General features: G+C 61.7%; 16 protein-coding genes. 7 read left to right on the forward strand and 9 right to left on the reverse strand.

Annotation, left to right across the window (positions count from 1 at the left end):
- The first annotated feature begins 9 nt into the window (after positions 1–9).
- The 5 genes from ACEN93_RS06815 to ACEN93_RS06835 all read left to right on the forward strand — a co-directional run bounded on the left by ACEN93_RS06815 (position 10) and on the right by ACEN93_RS06835 (position 4,007).
- A complete protein-coding gene (locus ACEN93_RS06815) occupies positions 10–1,623 on the forward strand; it encodes an ABC transporter ATP-binding protein (protein WP_495611218.1) in 1,614 nt (537 codons plus the stop codon).
- 119 nt (positions 1,624–1,742) lie between these two features.
- Positions 1,743–2,264 carry a DUF3455 domain-containing protein gene (locus ACEN93_RS06820; RefSeq protein WP_495611219.1) on the forward strand — a complete coding sequence of 174 codons (522 nt, stop codon included), beginning with the start codon at positions 1,743–1,745 and terminating at the stop codon, positions 2,262–2,264.
- Positions 2,265–2,306: 42 nt separating this feature from the next.
- Positions 2,307–2,840, forward strand: a complete 534-nt coding sequence (locus ACEN93_RS06825) for a sigma-70 family RNA polymerase sigma factor (protein WP_414882690.1) — start codon at positions 2,307–2,309, stop codon at positions 2,838–2,840.
- Positions 2,837–3,532 carry an anti-sigma factor gene (locus ACEN93_RS06830; protein WP_495611220.1) on the forward strand — a complete coding sequence of 232 codons (696 nt, stop codon included), beginning with the start codon at positions 2,837–2,839 and terminating at the stop codon, positions 3,530–3,532. Before ACEN93_RS06825 ends, ACEN93_RS06830 begins: the two co-directional genes overlap by 4 nt.
- Before the next feature lie 112 nt (positions 3,533–3,644).
- Entirely contained in the window at positions 3,645–4,007 is a 363-nt protein-coding gene (locus tag ACEN93_RS06835) for a hypothetical protein (RefSeq protein WP_039770223.1), read from the forward strand.
- 78 nt (positions 4,008–4,085) lie between these two features.
- Here the strand turns inward: ACEN93_RS06835 and ACEN93_RS06840 are convergent, their stop codons facing one another.
- Positions 4,086–5,174: a DUF1615 domain-containing protein gene (locus tag ACEN93_RS06840; RefSeq protein ID WP_495611221.1), complete on the reverse strand. Its 1,089-nt coding sequence runs from the start codon at positions 5,172–5,174 to the stop codon at positions 4,086–4,088.
- Positions 5,175–5,368: 194 nt separating this feature from the next.
- Here ACEN93_RS06840 and ACEN93_RS06845 point away from each other — a divergent pair, with 194 nt between their 5' ends.
- Positions 5,369–6,904 carry an FAD-dependent oxidoreductase gene (locus ACEN93_RS06845; protein WP_495611222.1) on the forward strand — a complete coding sequence of 512 codons (1,536 nt, stop codon included), beginning with the start codon at positions 5,369–5,371 and terminating at the stop codon, positions 6,902–6,904.
- A gap of 4 nt (positions 6,905–6,908) precedes the next feature.
- On the opposite strand, the gene hemB is transcribed toward ACEN93_RS06845, so the two are convergent.
- Together hemB and ACEN93_RS06855 are read right to left on the reverse strand one after the other, a co-directional pair.
- Entirely contained in the window at positions 6,909–7,883 is a 975-nt protein-coding gene (gene hemB, locus ACEN93_RS06850) for a porphobilinogen synthase (protein ID WP_085648205.1), read from the reverse strand.
- A 142-nt stretch (positions 7,884–8,025) separates the two neighbouring features.
- Positions 8,026–8,724 carry a glutathione S-transferase family protein gene (locus ACEN93_RS06855; protein WP_039770231.1) on the reverse strand — a complete coding sequence of 233 codons (699 nt, stop codon included), beginning with the start codon at positions 8,722–8,724 and terminating at the stop codon, positions 8,026–8,028.
- A gap of 295 nt (positions 8,725–9,019) precedes the next feature.
- Between ACEN93_RS06855 and ACEN93_RS06860 the strand changes: the two genes are divergently transcribed.
- Entirely contained in the window at positions 9,020–9,694 is a 675-nt protein-coding gene (locus ACEN93_RS06860) for a histidine phosphatase family protein (protein WP_074689123.1), read from the forward strand.
- A 27-nt stretch (positions 9,695–9,721) separates the two neighbouring features.
- Here ACEN93_RS06860 and mnmH read toward each other — a convergent pair whose 3' ends face one another.
- The 6 genes from mnmH to ACEN93_RS06890 all read right to left on the reverse strand — a co-directional run bounded on the left by mnmH (position 9,722) and on the right by ACEN93_RS06890 (position 19,478).
- Positions 9,722–10,825 (reverse strand): tRNA 2-selenouridine(34) synthase MnmH, encoded by a 1,104-nt coding sequence (gene mnmH / locus ACEN93_RS06865; RefSeq protein WP_103387403.1) that lies wholly within the window; start codon positions 10,823–10,825, stop codon positions 9,722–9,724.
- Positions 10,825–11,859 carry a selenide, water dikinase SelD gene (gene selD / locus ACEN93_RS06870; RefSeq protein WP_495611223.1) on the reverse strand — a complete coding sequence of 345 codons (1,035 nt, stop codon included), beginning with the start codon at positions 11,857–11,859 and terminating at the stop codon, positions 10,825–10,827. Before selD ends, mnmH begins: the two co-directional genes overlap by 1 nt.
- Before the next feature lie 108 nt (positions 11,860–11,967).
- Positions 11,968–13,071 carry a hypothetical protein gene (locus ACEN93_RS06875; RefSeq protein ID WP_495611224.1) on the reverse strand — a complete coding sequence of 368 codons (1,104 nt, stop codon included), beginning with the start codon at positions 13,069–13,071 and terminating at the stop codon, positions 11,968–11,970.
- Positions 13,061–16,615, reverse strand: coding sequence for a toxin VasX (locus ACEN93_RS06880; protein ID WP_495611225.1), 3,555 nt, complete (start codon positions 16,613–16,615; stop codon positions 13,061–13,063). Before ACEN93_RS06880 ends, ACEN93_RS06875 begins: the two co-directional genes overlap by 11 nt.
- Positions 16,612–17,478 (reverse strand): DUF4123 domain-containing protein, encoded by an 867-nt coding sequence (locus tag ACEN93_RS06885; protein ID WP_495611226.1) that lies wholly within the window; start codon positions 17,476–17,478, stop codon positions 16,612–16,614. Before ACEN93_RS06885 ends, ACEN93_RS06880 begins: the two co-directional genes overlap by 4 nt.
- Positions 17,475–19,478, reverse strand: a complete 2,004-nt coding sequence (locus ACEN93_RS06890) for a type VI secretion system Vgr family protein (RefSeq protein ID WP_495611227.1) — start codon at positions 19,476–19,478, stop codon at positions 17,475–17,477. The genes ACEN93_RS06885 and ACEN93_RS06890 overlap by 4 nt, the downstream gene beginning before the upstream one ends.
- Positions 19,479–19,651 lie beyond the last annotated feature (173 nt).

The raw sequence follows: 19,651 nt of genomic DNA on the forward strand, positions 1-19,651 counted from the left end.
GGAGCTGAAATGACCGATAACCTGATTGAAATCCGCGACCTGCGCGTCGCCTTCGCCGGGCACGAAGTGGTGCACGGCGTGAACCTCGACATCCGCCGTGGCGAGTGCCTGGCGCTGGTCGGCGAGTCCGGCTCGGGCAAGTCGGTGACGGCGCATTCGATTCTGCGTTTGCTGCCGGCCAAGACCGTCAGCAGCATGGGCAGCATCCGCTACAACGGCGTGGACTTGCTCCACGCCAGCGAGCAGCAGATGCGCGGCTTGCGCGGCAACCGCATCGCGATGATTTTCCAGGAGCCGATGACTTCGCTGAACCCGCTGCACACGGTGGAAAAACAGATCAGCGAGGTGCTGGAAATCCACAAGGGACTCAAGGGCCGTGCCGCGCGCCAGCGCACGCTGGAACTGCTGGAACTGGTCGGCATTCGCCAGCCGTTGCAGCGCCTGAAGGCCTATCCGCACCAGCTCTCCGGCGGCCAGCGGCAACGGGTGATGATCGCCATGGCGCTGGCCAACGAGCCGCAATTGCTGATCGCCGACGAACCGACCACGGCGCTGGACGTGACCGTGCAGCAGAAGATTCTCGAGTTGCTGATCGAGTTGCAGCAACGCCTCGGCATGTCGCTGCTGCTGATCAGTCACGACCTCAATCTGGTGCGGCGCATCGCCCAACGGGTGTGCGTGATGCGCCATGGGGAAATCGTCGAACAGGCCGACTGCGCAACGCTGTTCCGCACGCCGCAGCATCCTTACAGCCGCCTGCTGATCGAGGCGGAACCGTCGGGCGCACCGGTGCCGAGTCGCTACGATCACAACCTGCTGGAGGTGGACGATCTGAAAGTCTGGTTCCCGCTGCCCAAGGCGTTGTTCAGCCGCACCCAGCAATACATCAAAGCCGTGGACGGCGTGAGTTTCCGACTGCAACGGGGCAAGACCCTGGGGATTGTCGGCGAGTCCGGTTCGGGCAAGTCGACGTTGGGACAGGCGATTTTGCGACTGGTGGAATCCGAGGGCGATATCCGCTTCGGCAACAAGCATTTGAGCCTGCTCAATCAGCGCTTGATGCGCCCGTTGCGCCGGCAGATTCAGGTGGTGTTCCAGGACCCGTTCGGCAGCCTCAGCCCGCGAATGTCGGTACAGCAGATCATCGCCGAAGGCCTGCTGACCCACGGCATCGGCACGGCTGAGGAACGTGAGGCAGCGGTGATCCGCGTGCTGGAGGAAGTCGGCCTCGATCCGCAGAGCCGGCATCGCTACCCCCACGAATTCTCCGGCGGCCAGCGCCAACGCATTTCCATCGCCCGGGCGCTGGTGCTGGAACCGGCGCTGATTCTGCTCGACGAACCGACCTCGGCGCTGGATCGCACGGTGCAGAAACAGGTGGTGGAGTTGTTGCGGCAGTTGCAGATCCGCCGTGGCTTGACGTACCTGTTCATCAGCCATGACCTGGCGGTGGTGCATGCGCTGGCGCACGACTTGATGGTGATCAAGGATGGCAAGGTGGTCGAACAGGGAGCCTCGCGCCAGATTTTTGCGGCGCCGCAGCATGCCTATACCCAGGAACTGCTTAAAGCCTCCGGCCTGGCCTTGGTAAAAACCGGGCGCGAGCGAGTTACAGCCATCTGACCTTCAGAGCTTTCAGATTTATTTTCCGGCCACTGCATCCAAACCGCTCCGTCACGGGTAGTCCCTGTAACAGCCCTCTTTCGGCTGTCAGCGGTTTACCCTTTTTCGGAGAAACACTGATGAACATCACCCAACTGATCGGCTTCACCGGTTTACTCGCCGTCGCCTCGACAAGCTTTGCCCAAAGCAGTTATCCCGACGCGGTCAAAGTGCCGGACGGCCACAAGATCGCGATGGAAACCACCGGGATCGGCGAGATCACCTACGAATGCCGGGACAAGGCCAATGCCGCCGGCCAGACCGAGTGGGTGTTCGTCGGCCCGAAAGCGGTGCTCAACGATCGCAGCGGCAAACAGGTCGGCACCTACTTCGGCCCACCCGCCACCTGGCAGGCCAAGGACGGTTCGAAAGTCACCGGCACGCAACTGGCCGTTGCGCCATCGAGCCCGGGCAACCTGCCCTATCAACTGGTCAAGGCCAACCCCGCCGAAGGCAAAGGCGCCATGAGCGGCGTGAGCTACATCCAGCGCGTGGCGCTCAAGGGCGGCGTGGCACCGGGCAGCGAATGCACGGCGGCGAACAAGGGCAAACAGGAAGTGGTGAAGTACCAGGCCGACTACATTTTCTGGGCGGCGAACTGAGCCTGACTGGAAGTTTGGCCGATGCTTGCTAGATTGCAGGACATGCCATTACCCGAAACCGCGTTCGATTACGAAGCCCGCCTCGCCGCCTGTGCCCGCGGCGAGCGCGGGGCCCTGCGCGAATTGTATGTGCAGGAAAGTCCGCGGCTGCTGGGTGTGGCCCGGCGTCTGGTGCGTGACACGGCGCTGGCCGAAGACATCGTTCACGACGCATTCATCAAGATCTGGGCTGGCGCGGCGGGTTTCGATCCGGCGCGCGGTTCGGCCCGGGGCTGGATGTTCAGCGTGACCCGGCATCTGGCGCTGAATGTGCTGCGCAATCACGACCGGGAAACGCCGCTGAACGACAGCAACGAATCACCCGCGAAAGATGACGACTTAGACGCACTGGCGCAATCGACCCGCATCCACCGCTGCCTGCATCAACTGGAACCGCAACGCCGCCGCTGCATCCTTCACGCCTACGTCGACGGTTACAGCCACGCGCAGATCGCCCAACGCCTCGACACGCCGCTGGGCACCGTCAAAGCCTGGATCAAGCGCAGCCTCAATGCGTTGCGGGAGTGCATGGGATGACCACCGAATCGGCGCAGGAACGCGATGAACTGGCCAGCGAATACGTGCTTGGCACCCTCTCGGCCGAAGCGCGCGCCGAAGTGCAACGACGCTTGCCCAACGAGCCCGAACTACAAGCCGCCGTGGATGCCTGGGAGCGGCGGCTGCTGGAGCTGACCGACCTCGCCCCGGCGCATCAGCCTTCGTCGCAGCTGTGGCAACGCATCGAACGCAGTGTCGGGCAACTCACCCACAAGAGGGCGCCAGAGACTTCATGGTGGAACCGCCTGTCACTGTGGCGCGGTTTGAGCGCTGCCGGGCTGGCCGCGACCTTGTTGCTGGGCTCGATCCTGTTGACCCAAACCACCCCGAAACCGAGCTATCTGGTGGTGCTGGTCGCCCCGCAGGACAAGGCGCCGGGCTGGGTGATCCAGGCCAGCAGTCCGCGGGAGATCCAGTTGATTCCGCTGGGCGTGGTCGAGGTGCCGGCCGACAAGGCGCTGGAGTTCTGGACCAAGGCCGACGGCTGGCAGGGTCCGGTGTCGCTGGGGCTGGTCAAACCGGGCCAGGCGCTGTCGATCCCGCTGGACAAGCTGCCGCCGCTGCAACCGAACCAGTTGTTCGAGCTGACGCTGGAGGGCGCCAACGGTTCGCCGATCGGCAAACCCACCGGGCCGATCCAGGCAATTGGCCGCGCAGTGAAGGTGCTTTGACAAACCATCATCGGCGTCGATGTTCACCATCACGTCAATGAAGTTCTCTTAAAAAATCCCGGGCGTAACATCCGCTCCATACCAAACAAACAACACCCCCGGAGCAAAAATCATGAAACGCCAAGTCATCCTCAGCATTGCCCTCTCGGTTCTGGCCTTCAACGCATTTGCCGCCAAACCGGCCCACACCATGATCGCCGAAGGCGGTTCGGATCGTCTGATTGAACGTCGCGTTGCTGAAGGTGGTTCGGATCGTCTGATCGAACGCCGCGTTGCCGAAGGTGGCTCGGATCGTCTGATTGAACGCCGCGTCGCTGAAGGTGGCTCGGATCGTCTGATTGAACGTCGCGTTGCCGAAGGTGGCTCGGATCGTCTGATCGAACGCCGCGTTGCCGAAGGTGGCTCGGATCGTCTGATCGAACGCCGCGTTGCTGAAGGTGGTTCGGATCGTCTGATTGAACGTCGCGTTGCCTGAATGAATGGCTTGACCGCAACAACCCAGAAAAAACCCGGCTCCCGTCAGCCGGGTTTTTTTATACCCTTTTGATCGTCCTCAGCCTTTGGCCATGCAGCGCCGATAACGCTCGTCGACCCGTTTGGCAAACCACGCCGTGGTCAGTTTGCGGGTGATCTTCGGGCTCTGCAGCACGATGCCCGGCAGCACCGCACGGGGCAATGTCTTGCCTTCCGCACGCTCCGCCAGTTCGAAGATCCGTTGATACAGTTTGGTCTCCTCGAACGCCAGGCTATCGCCCTTCTCCAGTTGATCGCGGATCACCGGATTGCGCATGCCCAGGGATTTGCCGAGGGTGCGCACCGCCAGTTCAGTGCTGCCCGGCATGATCGCGCCCGGGCGGATCAGGTCGCCATCCAGCGCCAGCGGAATCCCCGACGCCCGGCTGACCGCGTTCTGAAACGCCGCATTGCGACTGGCGTACCAGCCGGCGTTGAAGTCGGCGAAGCGGTACAGCGGCTCGCGATAACTCACCGGATAACCCAGCAAATGGGCGATGCCGAAATACATCCCGCCGCGACGGCTGAACACCTCACGGCGAATCGTCCCCTCCACCGGGTACGGATAGTCCTTGGCGTGCTGCTCGGCGAATTCGATGCTGACCTGCATCGGCCCGCCGGTGTGCACCGGGTTGAAACCGCTGAACAGCGTGCGGCCCATCGGCACCGAGCCGATGAAGTCGTCGAAAATTGCGCTCAATTCCTTTTCGCTGCGGGCGGCGCTGAGGCGTTCGCTGTAGGTCTTGCCGTTCGGCGAGCGCACCTGCAAGGCACCGCTGACCAACAGGCTCGGGATGTGCACCTTGGCGGCGCGGCGGTCGATTTCGTCACGAGCGATCTTGCCCAGGCCAGGCACCGGCGGATCGACCTGGAAAGTGGATTCCTGCTCGGTGACGGCCAGCACCGAACACAGATTCTGCGTGGTCGGGCTGATGCCCTGGGCGGCGAACGCGGCGTAGATGTCGGTGGCCCAGCCTTGGCGGTCGACGGTTTTGGCCGGCAGCAGGCGCACGATCTGTGCCTTGACCTCGGCGGGCGGGCGCGGCGCCGGTTCTTCGCTGCGTTGACCGGCGCAACCGGCCAGTACCAGCAGCGCGGCAAGGCTGACGATTAATCGAGGGGTGTGCATAACGCTTCATCCAGTCCGTTGAGCCGGGTTAACCCTACGCTCAATCGCAGGGTGCAGGATAGGACTGCGGGCCGGCGGCGCTGTTCCATCGTCCCGTCTGGCAGGCCGACTGGCCGCCCTCGCCGTCTGATCCATACTTGCTGCTGCACACTCAGTGGCAAGCCTGGGGTCAGGACACGCGAGGAGGACAGACCATGAACCGCAGTGATGTTCTGATCATCGGCGCGGGCCCCACCGGGCTGGTGCTGGCCCTGTGGCTGAGCAAACTGGGCGTGCGCGTACGCATCATCGACAAGACCTCCGCCCCCGGCACCACCTCGCGGGCGCTGGCGGTGCAGGCGCGCACCCTTGAGCTGTACCGGCAACTGGACCTGGCCGATACGGTGGTGCGCAACGGTCATCGGGTGGCCGCGGCGAATTTCTGGGTCAAGGGCAAACCGGTGGCGCAGCTGCCGCTGAACCGGATCGGCGAAGGCCTGACGCCCTATGCCTTTCTGGAAATGTACCCGCAGGACGAACACGAGCGGCTGTTGATCGACCGCCTCGAAGACTACGACGTGACCGTCGAGCGCAACACGACGCTGGAAAGCTTCACGGAAAACGGTGACGGCCTCACCGCACATTTGCGCCTGCCGGATGGCGAGCAGGAAATCTGCCAGGCCTGCTATCTGGCCGGGTGCGACGGCGCTCGTTCAATCGTGCGCAAGACCCTCGACACCGGTTTTCCCGGCGGCACCTATCAGCAGATTTTCTATGTCGCCGATGTGCGGGCCAGCGGTCCAGCGCTCAATGGCGAGTTGCATCTGGACCTGGATGAGGCGGACTTTCTCGCGGTGTTCCCGCTGGCCGGCGAAGGCCGCGCGCGGTTGATTGGCACCGTGCGCGACGAGCGTGCGGAGCGTGCCGAAACCCTGGAATTTTCCGATGTCAGCAATCGCGCCATCGAACACCTGAACGTGCACATCGAGGACGTCAACTGGTTCTCCACCTACCGCGTGCATCACCGGGTGGCGGATCACTTTCGCAAGGGCCGGGCGTTTCTGCTCGGCGACGCGGCGCATGTGCACAGCCCGGCTGGCGGTCAGGGCATGAACACCGGCATCGGCGATGCGATCAACCTGGCGTGGAAACTCGCGGCGGTGCTCGGCGGCGCGGCCACGCCCACACTGCTCGACAGCTACGAAACCGAACGCATCGCCTTCGCCCGGCGACTGGTGTCGACCACCGACAAGGTCTTCAGCTTCGTCACCGCCGAAGGCCGCATGGCCGACCTGTTGCGCACACGGCTGGCGCCGTTCCTGATTCCGAAAATGGCCTCATTCGAGAGCAGCCGCGAATTGCTGTTTCGCACGGTGTCGCAGATCACCCTCAACTATCGGGGCATGGCGTTGAGCGAAGGCGTGGCCGGGCACGTCCACGGCGGCGACCGCTTGCCGTGGGCCCATGATGGCGAGGGGGACAATTACGAGCCGTTGCGCCATCCGTGCTGGCAGGTGCATGTGTACGGCGACACCAGCGACGAGATGATCGCCTGGTGCAATGAACATCACTTGCCGCTGCACGTGTTCGACTGGCGTCCGGCGTTTGAAACGGCGGGCCTGGGGCGCAACGGCTTTTACCTGCTGCGCCCCGATACCTACGTGGCGATTGCCGACAACAGCGCGGATCCGAAGGTGATCGAGCGGTACTTCCGTGATCACGGGATCCGGCCGTTTTTCAATTGCCCCTGACGGATCAGATCCCGGCCAGGGCCAGGTCCATCGCAAAGTAGGTGAAGATCAGATCCGCACCCGCGCGTTTGATCGCGCCGAGGCTTTCGCGCACCACGCGATCTTCGTCGATGGCCCCGGCCTGGGCGCCGAACTTGATCATCGCGTACTCGCCGCTGACCTGATACGCCGCCAGCGGCAGGTTCGAGGCTTCGCGGATGTCGCGGATGATGTCCAGGTACGCGCCGGCCGGTTTGACCATCAGCGCGTCGGCGCCTTCCTGTTCGTCGAGCAACGATTCGCGCAGGGCTTCGCGGCGGTTCATCGGGTTCATCTGATAGCTTTTGCGATCGCCCTTCAGCGCGCTGCCGCCGGCCTCGCGGAACGGGCCGTAGAGCGCCGAGGCGAATTTGGTCGAGTAGGCCATGATCGGAATCTGCGTGAAGCCGGCATCGTCCAGCGCCCGGCGAATCGCCCGCACCTGGCCGTCCATCGCTGCCGATGGCGCGATCACGTCGGCACCGGCACGCGCCGCCGCCACCGCTTGTTTGCCGAGGTTGATCAGGGTCTGGTCGTTGTCGACTTCATGGTTGTGCATCACGCCGCAGTGGCCGTGGTCGGTGTACTCGCAGAAGCAGGTGTCGGACATCACGATCATTTCCGGCACGGCGTCCTTGGCAATCCGCGACATGCGCGACACCAGGCCGTTTTCGCGCCAGGTGTCGCTGCCGTTGGCGTCCAGGTGATGGGACACGCCGAAGGTCATCACCGACTTGATCCCGGCCCGGGCGTAACGCTCGATCTCGCCGGCCAGTTTGCGCTCCGGGATGCGCATCACGCCGGGCATGCTCTTGATCGGCACAAAATCGTCGATCTCTTCTTCGACGAAGATCGGCAGCACCAGATCGTTGAGGGAAAACTCGGTTTCCTGGAACAGGCTGCGCAGGCTCGCATTGCGGCGCAGACGGCGTGGACGTGCTTCGGGGAACTGACTGGACATGGGGCCTTTCCTGAAAACAGCGGATGAGACGAAAGTCGTAGGGGGCGAAGCTTATGCCTTGCGGGGATCGGGGTACAAACCTGGATCAATCAACAGTGCGTTACCGGGCACGCAACAATCTGCGCACCCGGCTGCCACAGGATCAGGAAGGAATGGTCAGCCCGCGCACAACGGCCGGCCGCGCCAGGAAGCGCTCCAGCACCCGGGTGACGTTCGGGAAGTTGTTGATGCCGACCAGATCGCCCGCCTCGTAGAAGCCGATCAGGTTGCGCACCCACGGGAACGTGGCGATGTCGGCGATGGTGTAGCGCTCGCCCATGATCCAGTCGCGCCCTTCCAGGCGGGTGTTGAGGACGCTGAGCAGGCGGCGGCTTTCTTCGACGTAGCGGTCACGGGGACGCTTGTCTTCGTAGTCCTTGCCGGCGAATTTGTTGAAGAAACCGAGCTGGCCGAACATCGGGCCGATACCGCCCATCTGGAACATCAGCCACTGAATGGTTTCGTAGCGCAGCGCGCCTTCCTGGGCCAGCAACTGGCCGCTCTTGTCGGCGAGGTAGATCAGGATCGCGCCGGATTCGAACAACGGCAGCGGTTTGTCCTCGGGGCCGTGAGGGTCGAGGATCGCCGGGATCTTGTTGTTCGGGTTCAGCGAGAGGAATTCCGGAGACATCTGGTCATTGGTGTCGAAGCCCACGCGGTGCGGCTCGTACGGCAGGCCGATCTCTTCGAGCATGATCGAGACCTTGACGCCGTTGGGGGTCGGCAGGGAATAGAGCTGAATCCAGTCAGGGTACTGCGCCGGCCATTTCTGGGTGATCGGGAACGCGGACAGATCAGTCATGTGTAGCATCCAGTCACAAAATGAAAGGCCTGAGCATAATCCACGAACAGCGCTCTGGCTCGGGTTCTTTACGCCCTCGCCCGCCGGCTTACTTAAATCCGCAACATCCTGTGGTTAACCTTCCCTCCAACCGCACAGCCTCAACGGTAAAGTGCGGCGCACTCAAGCGGATCGAACCAAACGGGCCTCAGGGGGCTCCAAGCAAGCCATTGATGACAGGGAAAACACCCGGCGCGCGAGCCCCGGTGCAGAGGTTTGTCAGCCTTAACCGAACAGACTGAAGAACCCTTATCTCATGACGAACTTGATGAAAGTCGCCAACCGCTTCAAACATCGCGCGTATGTGGCCCTGCCCACCCTGCTGGCGGTCAGCGCGCTGTTCCTGTCGCTGGAATCCAGCGAAAGCCGTGCGCAACCGGTGGACGGCACCCAGACCCTGGTGTTCCTGCGCCATGCGGAGAAACCGGCCGGTGGTCTCGGCCAGCTCAACTGCCAGGGCCTGAACCGGGCCATCGACCTGTCGACCCTGCTGCCGGAAAAATTCGGCAAGGCCGACTACGTGTTCGCCGCCAATCCGACGCGCAATGTCGAGGAAGGCGAGCTGGACAACTCCTACAGCTATATCCGCCCGTTGATGACCATCAGCCCCGCCGCGATCAAGCTCGGCCTGCCGGTGAACATCGAATTCTCGGCCAATGACACCAGCGATCTGGCCCGGGAACTGATCGAAGACAAGTATCACAACTCGACCATTTACACCGCGTGGTCCCATGGCTACCTGCCGGAGCTGATCAACAAGGTGGCGGACAAGGCGGTCGGCGGGAAGCAGAAGATCACCGAGGATTGGGAATCCAGCGATTACGACTCGCTGTATGTGCTGACCCTGACCTGGCACAACGGCAAGGCCAGCCTGCAGAGCCACAGCTACAAACAGGGACTGGATAACGGCCAGGAAAGCTGTCCGACCTGAGTTTGTCCGGGGCCCGCTCGGGTCCCGTCAGGCCTTGGGTTTGACCCGCTCACACAGGTACTCGATAACGGCCTGCCGCTCCCCGGCAAACTCGATCCGCCCGCCCTTCTTCTCGCGCTGGAACACATACATCGGGTCGTAATACTCGCGCAGCAAACCCTCGATCCACGCGCGATGCAACTCCACCGCCCCGCTGCGGCCCTGCTCCGCCAGCGCCTCCTCCATCAACACCCGCATCCGTCGATGCCGCTCGCCGCCCAAGCGCTTGTGCACGTTGTCGAGGCTTTCCAGCAAGCGCTCGCAAAACCGCCCGAAACCTTCCTCCCCATGCACGGCCTGAAACTCGGCAGACAAATCCACCACGTAATCGCGCAGGATCCGCTCGACGCGCTGCTCGAAACGATCTTCGAGCCAGACCATCGGGTACTGCTGCATGCCCTGATACAACGGCAAGGGCAGCGCGCAGCTGCCGACCACCCGGCTCTCATCCTCCAGCACAAACTGATCGATGCCGGCCGCACGCTTTTTCAGGAAGTCGATGGCCAGCCGGTTCTCGAAATCGATGTTCGACGGCTGACCGGTGGCGCGCTTGCCGAAACTCGAGCCCCGGTGATTGGCATGGCCTTCCAGATCCACACTGTTGCGCAGTTGCACCAGCACTTCGGTCTTGCCGGTGCCGGTCATGCCGCCCAGCAGCACGAAATCACACTCGTCCATAGCCGATTCGAGGGTGTCGATCAGAAAACCTCGCAGCGCCTTGTAGCCACCGCCGATACGCGGGTAGTCGATGCCGGCTTCCGACTTCAGCCACTGCTGGACGATTTGCGAACGCAGGCCGCCACGAAAGCAATACAGATAACCCTCGGGATGCGTCCGGGCAAACTCCGCCCAGGCCTGGAGACGCTCGGCCTTCACCGCGCCGGAGACCAGTTGATGGCCCAGTTCGATGGCGGCCTGCTGACCGTGATGTTTGTAGCAAGTGCCGACCCGCTGCCGCTCGATGTCGTTCATCAGTGGCAGATTGACCGCCCCGGGAAACGCGCCCTTGTGGAACTCGACCGGCGCACGGGCGTCCATCAGCGGCCGATCGTTGAGGAAGATGTCGCGGTAGTCGGTGAAGTCGGCGGTCATCAATTCACCTCGACCGCGTGGCTCTGTCGCGCGATCAATTCACCGATCGGCTCAAGCGCAAGGCCGAGTTCGGCAGCGACGGCGAGAAATTCGGCATTGCCCTCGGGGGTCACGGCCACCAGCAACCCGCCGCTGGTCTGCGGGTCGCACAGCACGCGCTTGTGCAATTCCTGCACTCGCCCGACGCGGCTCGAATAACTGTCGAAATTGCGTAAAGTGCCGCCGGGCACGCAGCCCTGTTCGAGGTAGTACTCAACGCTCGAAAGCCGCGGCACCCGGTCATAAAAAACCCGCGCCGTCAGGTGACTGCCGTCGGCCATTTCCACCAGATGCCCGAGCAGCCCGAACCCGGTGACATCGGTCATCGCGGTGACCCCGGCCAGTTTGCCGAAACGGCTGCCGGGCTTATTCAGCGTACACATCCAGTCCCGGGCCACGCCGATGTCGTCGGGGCGCAGCTTGCCCTTCTTCTCGGCGGTGGTGAGGATGCCGATGCCCAACGGTTTGGTCAGGTACAGCAGGCAACCGGCGGTGGCGGTGTCGTTGCGTTTCATGAAGCGCTTTTCCACCAGTCCCGTGACGGCCAGACCGAAGATCGGCTCCGGCGCATCGATCGAATGCCCGCCGGCCAGCGGAATCCCCGCCGCATCGCACACCGCACGTCCGCCGCGAATCACGTCTCGCGCCACTTCCGGCGCCAGCACGTTGACCGGCCAGCCGAGGATCGCAATCGCCATCAACGGATCGCCGCCCATGGCGTAGATGTCGCTGATGGCATTGGTGGCGGCGATGCGGCCGAAGTCGAACGGGTCGTCGACGATCGGCATGAAGAAATCCGTGGTCGAGACCACCCCGCGCTCGGCATCGATTTCATACACCGCCGCATCATCGCGCGACGCGTTGCCGACCCACAGTTTCGGATCGAGGTTCTGCGCCCCGCTGCCGGCCAGAATCACCTCCAGCACCTTGGGCGAAATCTTGCAGCCACAACCGGCGCCGTGGCTGTATTGGGTCAGACGGATGGGCTCGGTCATGGGGGCAGTCTCCGGGAGGCAGTGGGGCAAATACTAGCAGAGGGGATGGGAAGCACGTTTCTGCCGCTCAATGCAATCGACCACCCTGCGTCCCTACTGCCCCCGGGACTAGCGTTGCACCTCGGCAAAGATCTCGGTGATCGGCCGATGCGGCTGGCGTTTTTGCAGTTGGCGTACTTGCTCACTGAGTCGCAGCAACTCTTCACTCGGTTTGGCCCATTGATCCTTCGGCAGCGGTTCCGACCATTTGCGCATGGCTTCGGGCAGTGCCTGTTTGCCGATCCGTTCGAGACGGCGCACTTCCCATTCGACGAGGCGGTTTGGAATCGTCCACAAGGTCATGACGTGATAGAGGTACCAGAAGAAACCCGACAGCCGAGTGCGCGAACCTTCACGGATCTGTTGGTGCATGCGTGCGCGGGCGTTGCGGAAGGTGTGCAGGCCTTCGTGGGGTGGGTCGTCGGGGCCTTGCAGGTCTTGAAGGTCTTGAATCGATTTGAGGTCGTGGATTTCGTATTCCATGTAACCGCGAATGGCCTCCCAGTGGCTGATGGCAAGCGGCAGGCCGGCGCATTGGAATTCGAGGCTGGTGAGGGTTTCGCCGTGGTAGAAACCGATGCCCATGCCGTATTGGCGGTGGATGCCGTATTGGGTCGCGCCCTGGGCTTCGATGATCCAGGCGGAGAGGGATTCCCAAGGGACAAAGACCGGTTCGGTGGCGCCTTCGGGCATGAAGCAGACTTCGCGGCGTTGGCGGTTGAAACGGGTCGGGATGATTGAGGCGCGTTTTTTGTGGTTGTGGTGCCAGACGCCGAGGCCGATAAGTAGTCCCCAGAAAAGGGCAAGAAATGCTTTTCCATAGGCCTCGTGAAAAATCCCGTTTATGGCATGAGTTATGTCCTCCCATCCCATGCCAAATAAAAAAAACAGGAAGCCACCTATTAAGGGAAATAGAAAGGCGATCATGCATGCAACGCTGAAAGGGCCTCCCAAAATGACTTGCCATGAAAATACCTGTGGAGATCCCAGGCCAAAGTCCATGTATACGTCATTCAGACTCCCGATATGAGGCCCATAGGGAGGCATTGGTGTTGGCAAAGGTAGCGGCGCGAGATAGGTAACTTTGCCGCCCGGAAACGGCTCGACATCTCCTGCTTTTCGAAAGGTCTCGAATTGCGGAATAACTCCCGGCTCGACGTGATTATTCAGCATGAGCGGCCAGCTCCAGAAATTGGGTTTCAACGAGCAAAACCGGTGGTTTTTCTTTAATCAACTGCGGAGCAACCACTGCAAAATGCCCCTCTCCCCTAGGATCGATATGAATGACACGGGTGCGAGATGTCCATTCACCTTTGTCGTTCAGGTTCTGAACACAAACCGCCAACTCCAGTGTTTCTTTCGTCGGGGTGAACTCGGAATCCGGGTCTATCGGGTACTGGAGGCAAAGCACCAAGCCTTCCGATGACGACTTGACGATGCGCAGGCTGCGGAGGACCTCTTCGCTGACCACATCCTTGCGCTCTCGTGGGGTTCCGCGACTGTGAAGCGGCATCGAAATACGGTGGGCGCCGATGCCCAATAGGTGAGTAGCTTTCCCGCCGAGAGGCGGCAATAGATCACCCAAAGTCAGTCTGGGTAACACGAGGTGGATATCGCTGGGTCTGGCTTTGAACAGCAGGTTCATCAGCCAGGAATCATAAGGATTGGGTCCCAGTTGGGCGTAAGGCGCGTGGATCAGAAAAGCCAGATAACTTTGGTAATTCTTCAGAGAGTGGTCACCCCGCATGTCGGTATCCTTCCCCCAAGGCGTAATTTTCAGCCATTTATCATGGGCACTGAAGTTGTAACGGTTGAACAACCAGGTACCACTCAGTTCCAGCACGGTGAATAGAGCCCCCGCCAGATTGAAGCGGAAAAACACGGTGGAAAGACGTGTGCCAGCGGCGGCCCAGGCGACGGTACGTGCTGCACTGTTCGGAGCACTCAAAACAGTGAATGTTGCGTGAACCGTATTGGAGAGCCCATATGCATTAACTGTCACTAGGCCGCCCGCACCCAATGTTGCAAGTGCCGCAGTGTTTCGCGCAGGACGATTCCCTCTTCTCGTTGCCTCCTGCAGCTTCCTCTGTTGGGTATTCAAGCTCGTTGCTGACGAAATGAGGCCTAAGAGGTAAGTGGGTGCGCCTAGCCCAATATGTAACTTCCCCATCTGCACAAACACATTCTGCAGAGCATGCCGCTGAAGATTTGCAGCAAGCCCACCACTTCGAGCTTTCAACGCCGTATCACCCAGACTTTGTGCCGCCGTGAACCCAGCAGCACCAGTGGCCATTAAGGCATTCAAAACCGGCCCCCAGCTTCGTTCGTTTCTGGACTGTTTTTTCAGCTCCTTTGCTGCCCCCACCAAATTCACCACCTGCACCAAAACCACCACCAACCCCATCCCTTCCGTCTTCACCAGACTCCCCGCCGACACCCCGCCCAATCCCGCCCGGATATTCCCCAACAACCCGCGCAGTTCCTGCTGCTGCGCCGGCGGAAATACCACCGTCACCCCTGCCCTCGCAGGCGTCGCGCCGTACAACCGGGCCGAGCGATCCGGCAGCTCATCAATCGGGCTCAACGCTGCCGCCAATCGCCCTTCGATCTGCGTCAACTGCGCCCGCACCCGCACGATCTCTTCCTGCAGCTCCACCGCTCTCGCCGTCTTGTGGCCCTGACGATTCTTGTTGTGGGTGATCTGGTTGCGCTCACGGTTGAGGGTCGTGAGGTATTCGCGTTCGCGCAGAACTTCCTTGATCACCGTTTGCAGCGCGGACTGCTCAGCCGGGCTGGCGACGGTGAAGGTCACGCCGCTGGTTTTTGCCGCGTCGAACAGGCGCAGGCGCAGTGCTTTGGGCAGGCGCTGGAACAGTTCATCGAGGTCGGGGATTTTCTCGGCCGAGAGGTCGAAGCCTTCCAGCACGCGGTTCAGGCCCAGGTTCAGTGCCGGGCTGTAAGTGTCCTGCACGGCTGCCGCGACGACGCGGGTGTGTTCGGGCATGTCGTCAAGGGCCGGCAGTTGCGGTTGTTCGATCTTTTTCAGCTTGGCCAGCCAGTCAGGCAGGTTGTTGAACGTGGCCATGAGGGCGTTGAACAGCGTTGAGTATTGCCCGCTCTGCTCCGATTGCAGGCGCAGCGGCAAGGTGTAGAAGACCGTTCGGGTCAGTTCCGGGTGTTCCTCCAGATAACCGAGCATTTTTTCGCTGGCTTCGTCGCTGCGGCACAGGTCCTTGAGGCAGGCGTATTCGGCGCTGAGGGCCTGATGGAGTTGCGCCGCCACTTGCGCGTCGTAGTACCAGGCCGAACGATGGAAGCGTCCGCCGACCAGCAGTTGCGTGCGGTCGGCGGTGATGCGTTCGAGCATGCGGTTCCAGCGACCGAGGTCGTCACGCAGGAGGTTCAGTCGCTCGTCCATCGCCGGGCGGTCGATCAGGTCGTTGATCCCGCGTTTACCGCTGAGCAGCGGGCCGTCGAGCACGTCTTTGATGCGCCGATCCTGATCCTTGCCGAGGCGGATCAGCGTCTCCAGATGCTGTTCGACAAAGTCCTGGGGAGCGACGGCTTCGAAGTACTGGCGCGTGTAAAAACGCCGATCCACCTCAGCCGTAGGGGCCAGACGATTCTGTCCCATGCCGTCATCAAAACCCTGAGCGCGCAGTTTTTGCAGTTCGGGCGGCGCTGGCGCATCGGCCTGGACATCCCCGCCCTTGTTCAAATAATCGAGCAACGCCTTGCGCGTATTCTCGCGATCCGGCTCGGGCAACTGTTCCAGATCGGCAAACAGGGCTTTGGCCTGCGGCTGTTCGCTGGCCTTGGCCAATCCGTCGACATCGGTCTCGCTCAGTTGGCTCAGCGACTCGATATAGCTGGCGAGCAGATAATCGCGCGCGTTGTTGCCGGTGTTGCTCCACTCATCGACCCAGCCGACCACGGTGTCCTGATACTCGGCCAGATCGCGCATCACACCCAGATCGTCGTTGACCAGCAGAAACAGCGTGTCGTCCTGATACGGCCCGCGCACCCGGCCGAGGAATTCGCCGATGTGCGCTGGGCGAAAACGCCGCGGTTGCTCCCACAGATAAGGTTCGCGTTCGTGCTCGGGAGCGTCGCTGACCTGCACGGTTGGCATCCGCGTTGCGTCAACCTCCGCGACAGGTTCCGCGCCGGCGGCCACCTCCGCCAACCACTGTCTGGTCTGCTCCACGGTGAGTAAATGCTCGCCACCGGTCAGACAGTTCACCGCTGCAAGATCGACCGCCTGCATGAAGTGCTCGCGCTCTTCGCGGCTGTCCAGCACCTGATGGCACTTGCCCGCCGTCCACTGCACCTCGGCCAAGGTCACGTACAACGTACTTTGCCGGGGAAAGATCAGCGCCGGATGCGCTTCAATCGCTGCGCGCTGATCCTCGCTGACCTGTTTGCCCTGGTGCAGCAGGGCCGTGACGATACCGTCGAGCATTCGGTATTCGTACAACTCGCCGCTGAGGCTGTCGATGATGTACAGCCAGCCATCGCGCAGCCGGCGGATGCCCAACGGGCGCGCGGTCAAGGTGTACGGCAAATTCAATTCGGTGCCCGGATCGAACGCTCTTTCCACCAGGCCGTAGCTCAACGGCAGCAGTTGCACATGGGTTTGTTGCAGCGGGCAAGCCGCGGGCGCAACGATGGGGGCTTTCGAGGCGGCGGCAGCGTCGAGGATGGCGGGATGGGTCATGGGCGTTCCCTTTGACTGGCCCAACGCTGCGCCACATCAACGGCCAGCGTGAGGCGCTCGCCCGGTGATTGCAGAGAAGGCGTGTGGAACAAGTGGTGGATTTGCGGGTGTTGGGCGATATCGCGGCTGTCGAGCAACGCCAGCAGGTTGGCGAAGTTGAACAACTCGGATCGGCTGCTCAGGCCAAGCGCGCTGGCCTGGGCTTCCATTTGCTGCAGCGTTGGCCAGCGCTGGGTCAGGTTTTCTCCGAGATGAAATCGGGAAAAGTGCTTCAACAGATGCGCATCCAGATCCAGCAACGCTCGGCGCCGATCCACCTGATCCAGCGCCGCGTTCTGTTCCGGGTTCAGACAATAAGGGACAGGCAGCTCCGGACACTCGGCCTGCCGAGGCCGATGGACGTGCCAGGCATCGTTGACGCAGTCCGCCGTTGCCACACAGGTCAAGGGCCCGAACAAACGCTGATCGCCACTGGCATACAGCGCATGCACCACCCCGGCATCGGCCAGCCGCAACAACGCCGATTGCCCGGCCGGCAATTCGACGCTCAGCAGTTTGCGCAGGTGTTCACCAACGCTGTGCATCGGCGCGCAGCTGAACAACAGCACGCCCCACTCTTGCGCTGCGTGTTGCAGGAAGAACCGTACCAATGGCTCGTCAGCCCGCTCGATGGCCACGAGCAGAGGCGATAGATCGCGCAGTGCCGCGAAGGGTGGCTGGTCATACAGAGCCAATGTGCTGACCGAAGGGTTAATCTGCTTCAACCGCGTTGGCAGATCACTGATCGTCGCCCCATCCAGCAGCAAAAAGGCCTGGTGTCGGGTCCATGGCAAATCGTCGGGCAGACCGGTCGAAAGGCTCACGCGCGGGCAGCCTCGCAGATCAGACAACGCGAAGTGCGCGTAGACAGCAGGGCATGGCGTTGCTGAACCGGATCAAATGCCACTTTCAACAACGGCAACGCCCCCGGCACCAAAGGTTGCGCCGCCATTCCCGGCGCAGGCGCGCCGCCCTGAAGAATCGGCACGCTGCTGCGAATGCCTTCGGGCCCCAGCGTCAACCAATGCCCGCCGGCCTTGATCGTCACATGGGTGCCGCCGTCGATGACCACTTGCTGACCGGCCCCGAGGTGGATTTGCTGACCGGCGCTGAGCCGTTGGCTGGCGACCCGAATGTGGCGGTCGCCATGCACCCACAGGTGATCTTCCTGTTTGAGTTCGGTCAGGCGATTGCCGTGGGTCAGATGGTGTTCGTCGCTGTGCAGCTCATGACTGGCAATGCCGCCAACGACCACGGTGCGTTGATTGTCGACCTGGACTCGCTGGTCATTGAGCACGAGCTGGACAAGGTCACGTTGCGCGCGGATGGCGATTTCTTCGGCGCCTTTTTTGTCCTCGATGCGCAGCTCGTTGTAACCGCCACCACCGGGGCTGCTCTGGCTGCGCCAGATACTGCGGGTCTGCTCTGCTGGCAGATCCAGCGGCACTGGTGTCACGGCGTTGGGCAGGCAACCCAGCACGAACGGCTTGTCCGGATCCCCCTCGGTGAACCCGACCAGCACTTCCATGCCGACGCGCGGAATCTGCACGCTGCCGTATTGGTCATGAGCCCAGCCTGTGGCTACGCGCAACCAGCAACTGGATTGTTCATCGAGCTGGCCTTCGCGGTCCCACAGCAGTTGGACTTTCACCCGGCCGTAGGCATCGCAGTAAATCTCTTCGCCGGGCGGCCCGGTCACCACGGCATGTTGGTTGCCGTTGATTCGGGGTTTACGGTGTTCGAGGGCGGGGCGAAAAATGACGTCCCAGGGCGTCGCGACGAAGTGGTTGCGATAGCCCTGAGTGAAGCCGTCTGCGGTAGCAAGATCGGTCGCCGACTCTTCCAGCACTTGCGGCTGTCGGCCAACGTGATCGACACGGGTCAGCAGCCATAAACCGTTGTAATCGGCGCGTGGATGTTCCCTGATGTCGACGAAGCTGCCACTGCGCATCAGGCTCTGATCGCTGCGCCCTTGTGCTTGCCGGTAATCGGCGCGATGCCGCTCAAGGGCGCGTTGACTGAGATGTCTACCCTGATCGCGATGAGTGAACTGACCGGGAAAGCGGTAATCCTCAAGCACTGGAAGCCGCATTTCTTTGGCTTCGGCGTCCAGTTGCACGGTGGGCTTTTCGAAGTGGTAATCACGGCGACTGACGTGCGTGGTGCGGGTTTCCACGCGGACGTTAAAGCGGTCTATGACCGCAGTTTCGGCAACCATGCCGCTGCCTTGTGCATAAGCCGTCGGTGCAGCCGGCGTGGGGAAAGCGCTCTGATCATCACCGAATACCAGCAGGTGCCCGTCGCGACTGTGCTGAAAATGAAAGTGCAGTCCCTCCTCCTCACACAAGCGCTGGATGAAGAACAAGTCCGTCTCTTCAAATTGCACGCAATACAGACGAGGCCGGTAATCGGCGCTGAGCTGGAAACGCCAGGCATCCGGCTGCATGCCATGGTCGCTCAACACGCGGGCGATGATTTGCGGCACGCTCTGATGCTGGAAAATTCGTTGGTTATGACGATGGGCGAGGTAGGCCAGATGGGGCACCAGAACAATCTGGTAGCGGGTCAAGCGTGTGCCCGAATCACCTTGCGCGACTCGATGGATCTGGCCGTGAATGCCAGAGCCGTCCGGGCAGAATGACAAAAAGGCTGGCCGGTGCAGCAGGGCTTCGAGATCAAGGTCGCGGCGTTCGCTGACCAACTCGAGTTCGACCTGGTAGGTTTGGTTGAGCGATTCCCTGGCCCGGAATTCGAACACCTGAAGGTCGTGGGGAAAACCCTCTATATCGAGTCTGAATACAACCGGTTTGCTGGCGCCGAACATTCACATTTCCCTGTGCCTTTTTCAGGCTCGGGACTTTGCGTGGGTCTACGGTTCGACGCAGTCAGGACAATCGTTTAATCGTGTAGGACATGTCCGTGATGCCAGAAACAAGCCTGCCGCTTTAGCAAACGCCTACAGCAAAATCCGAGCTTCGGTGAAGGCAACTGCCGCAG

This window comes from Pseudomonas sp. Pseusp21 (genome assembly GCF_059492145.1).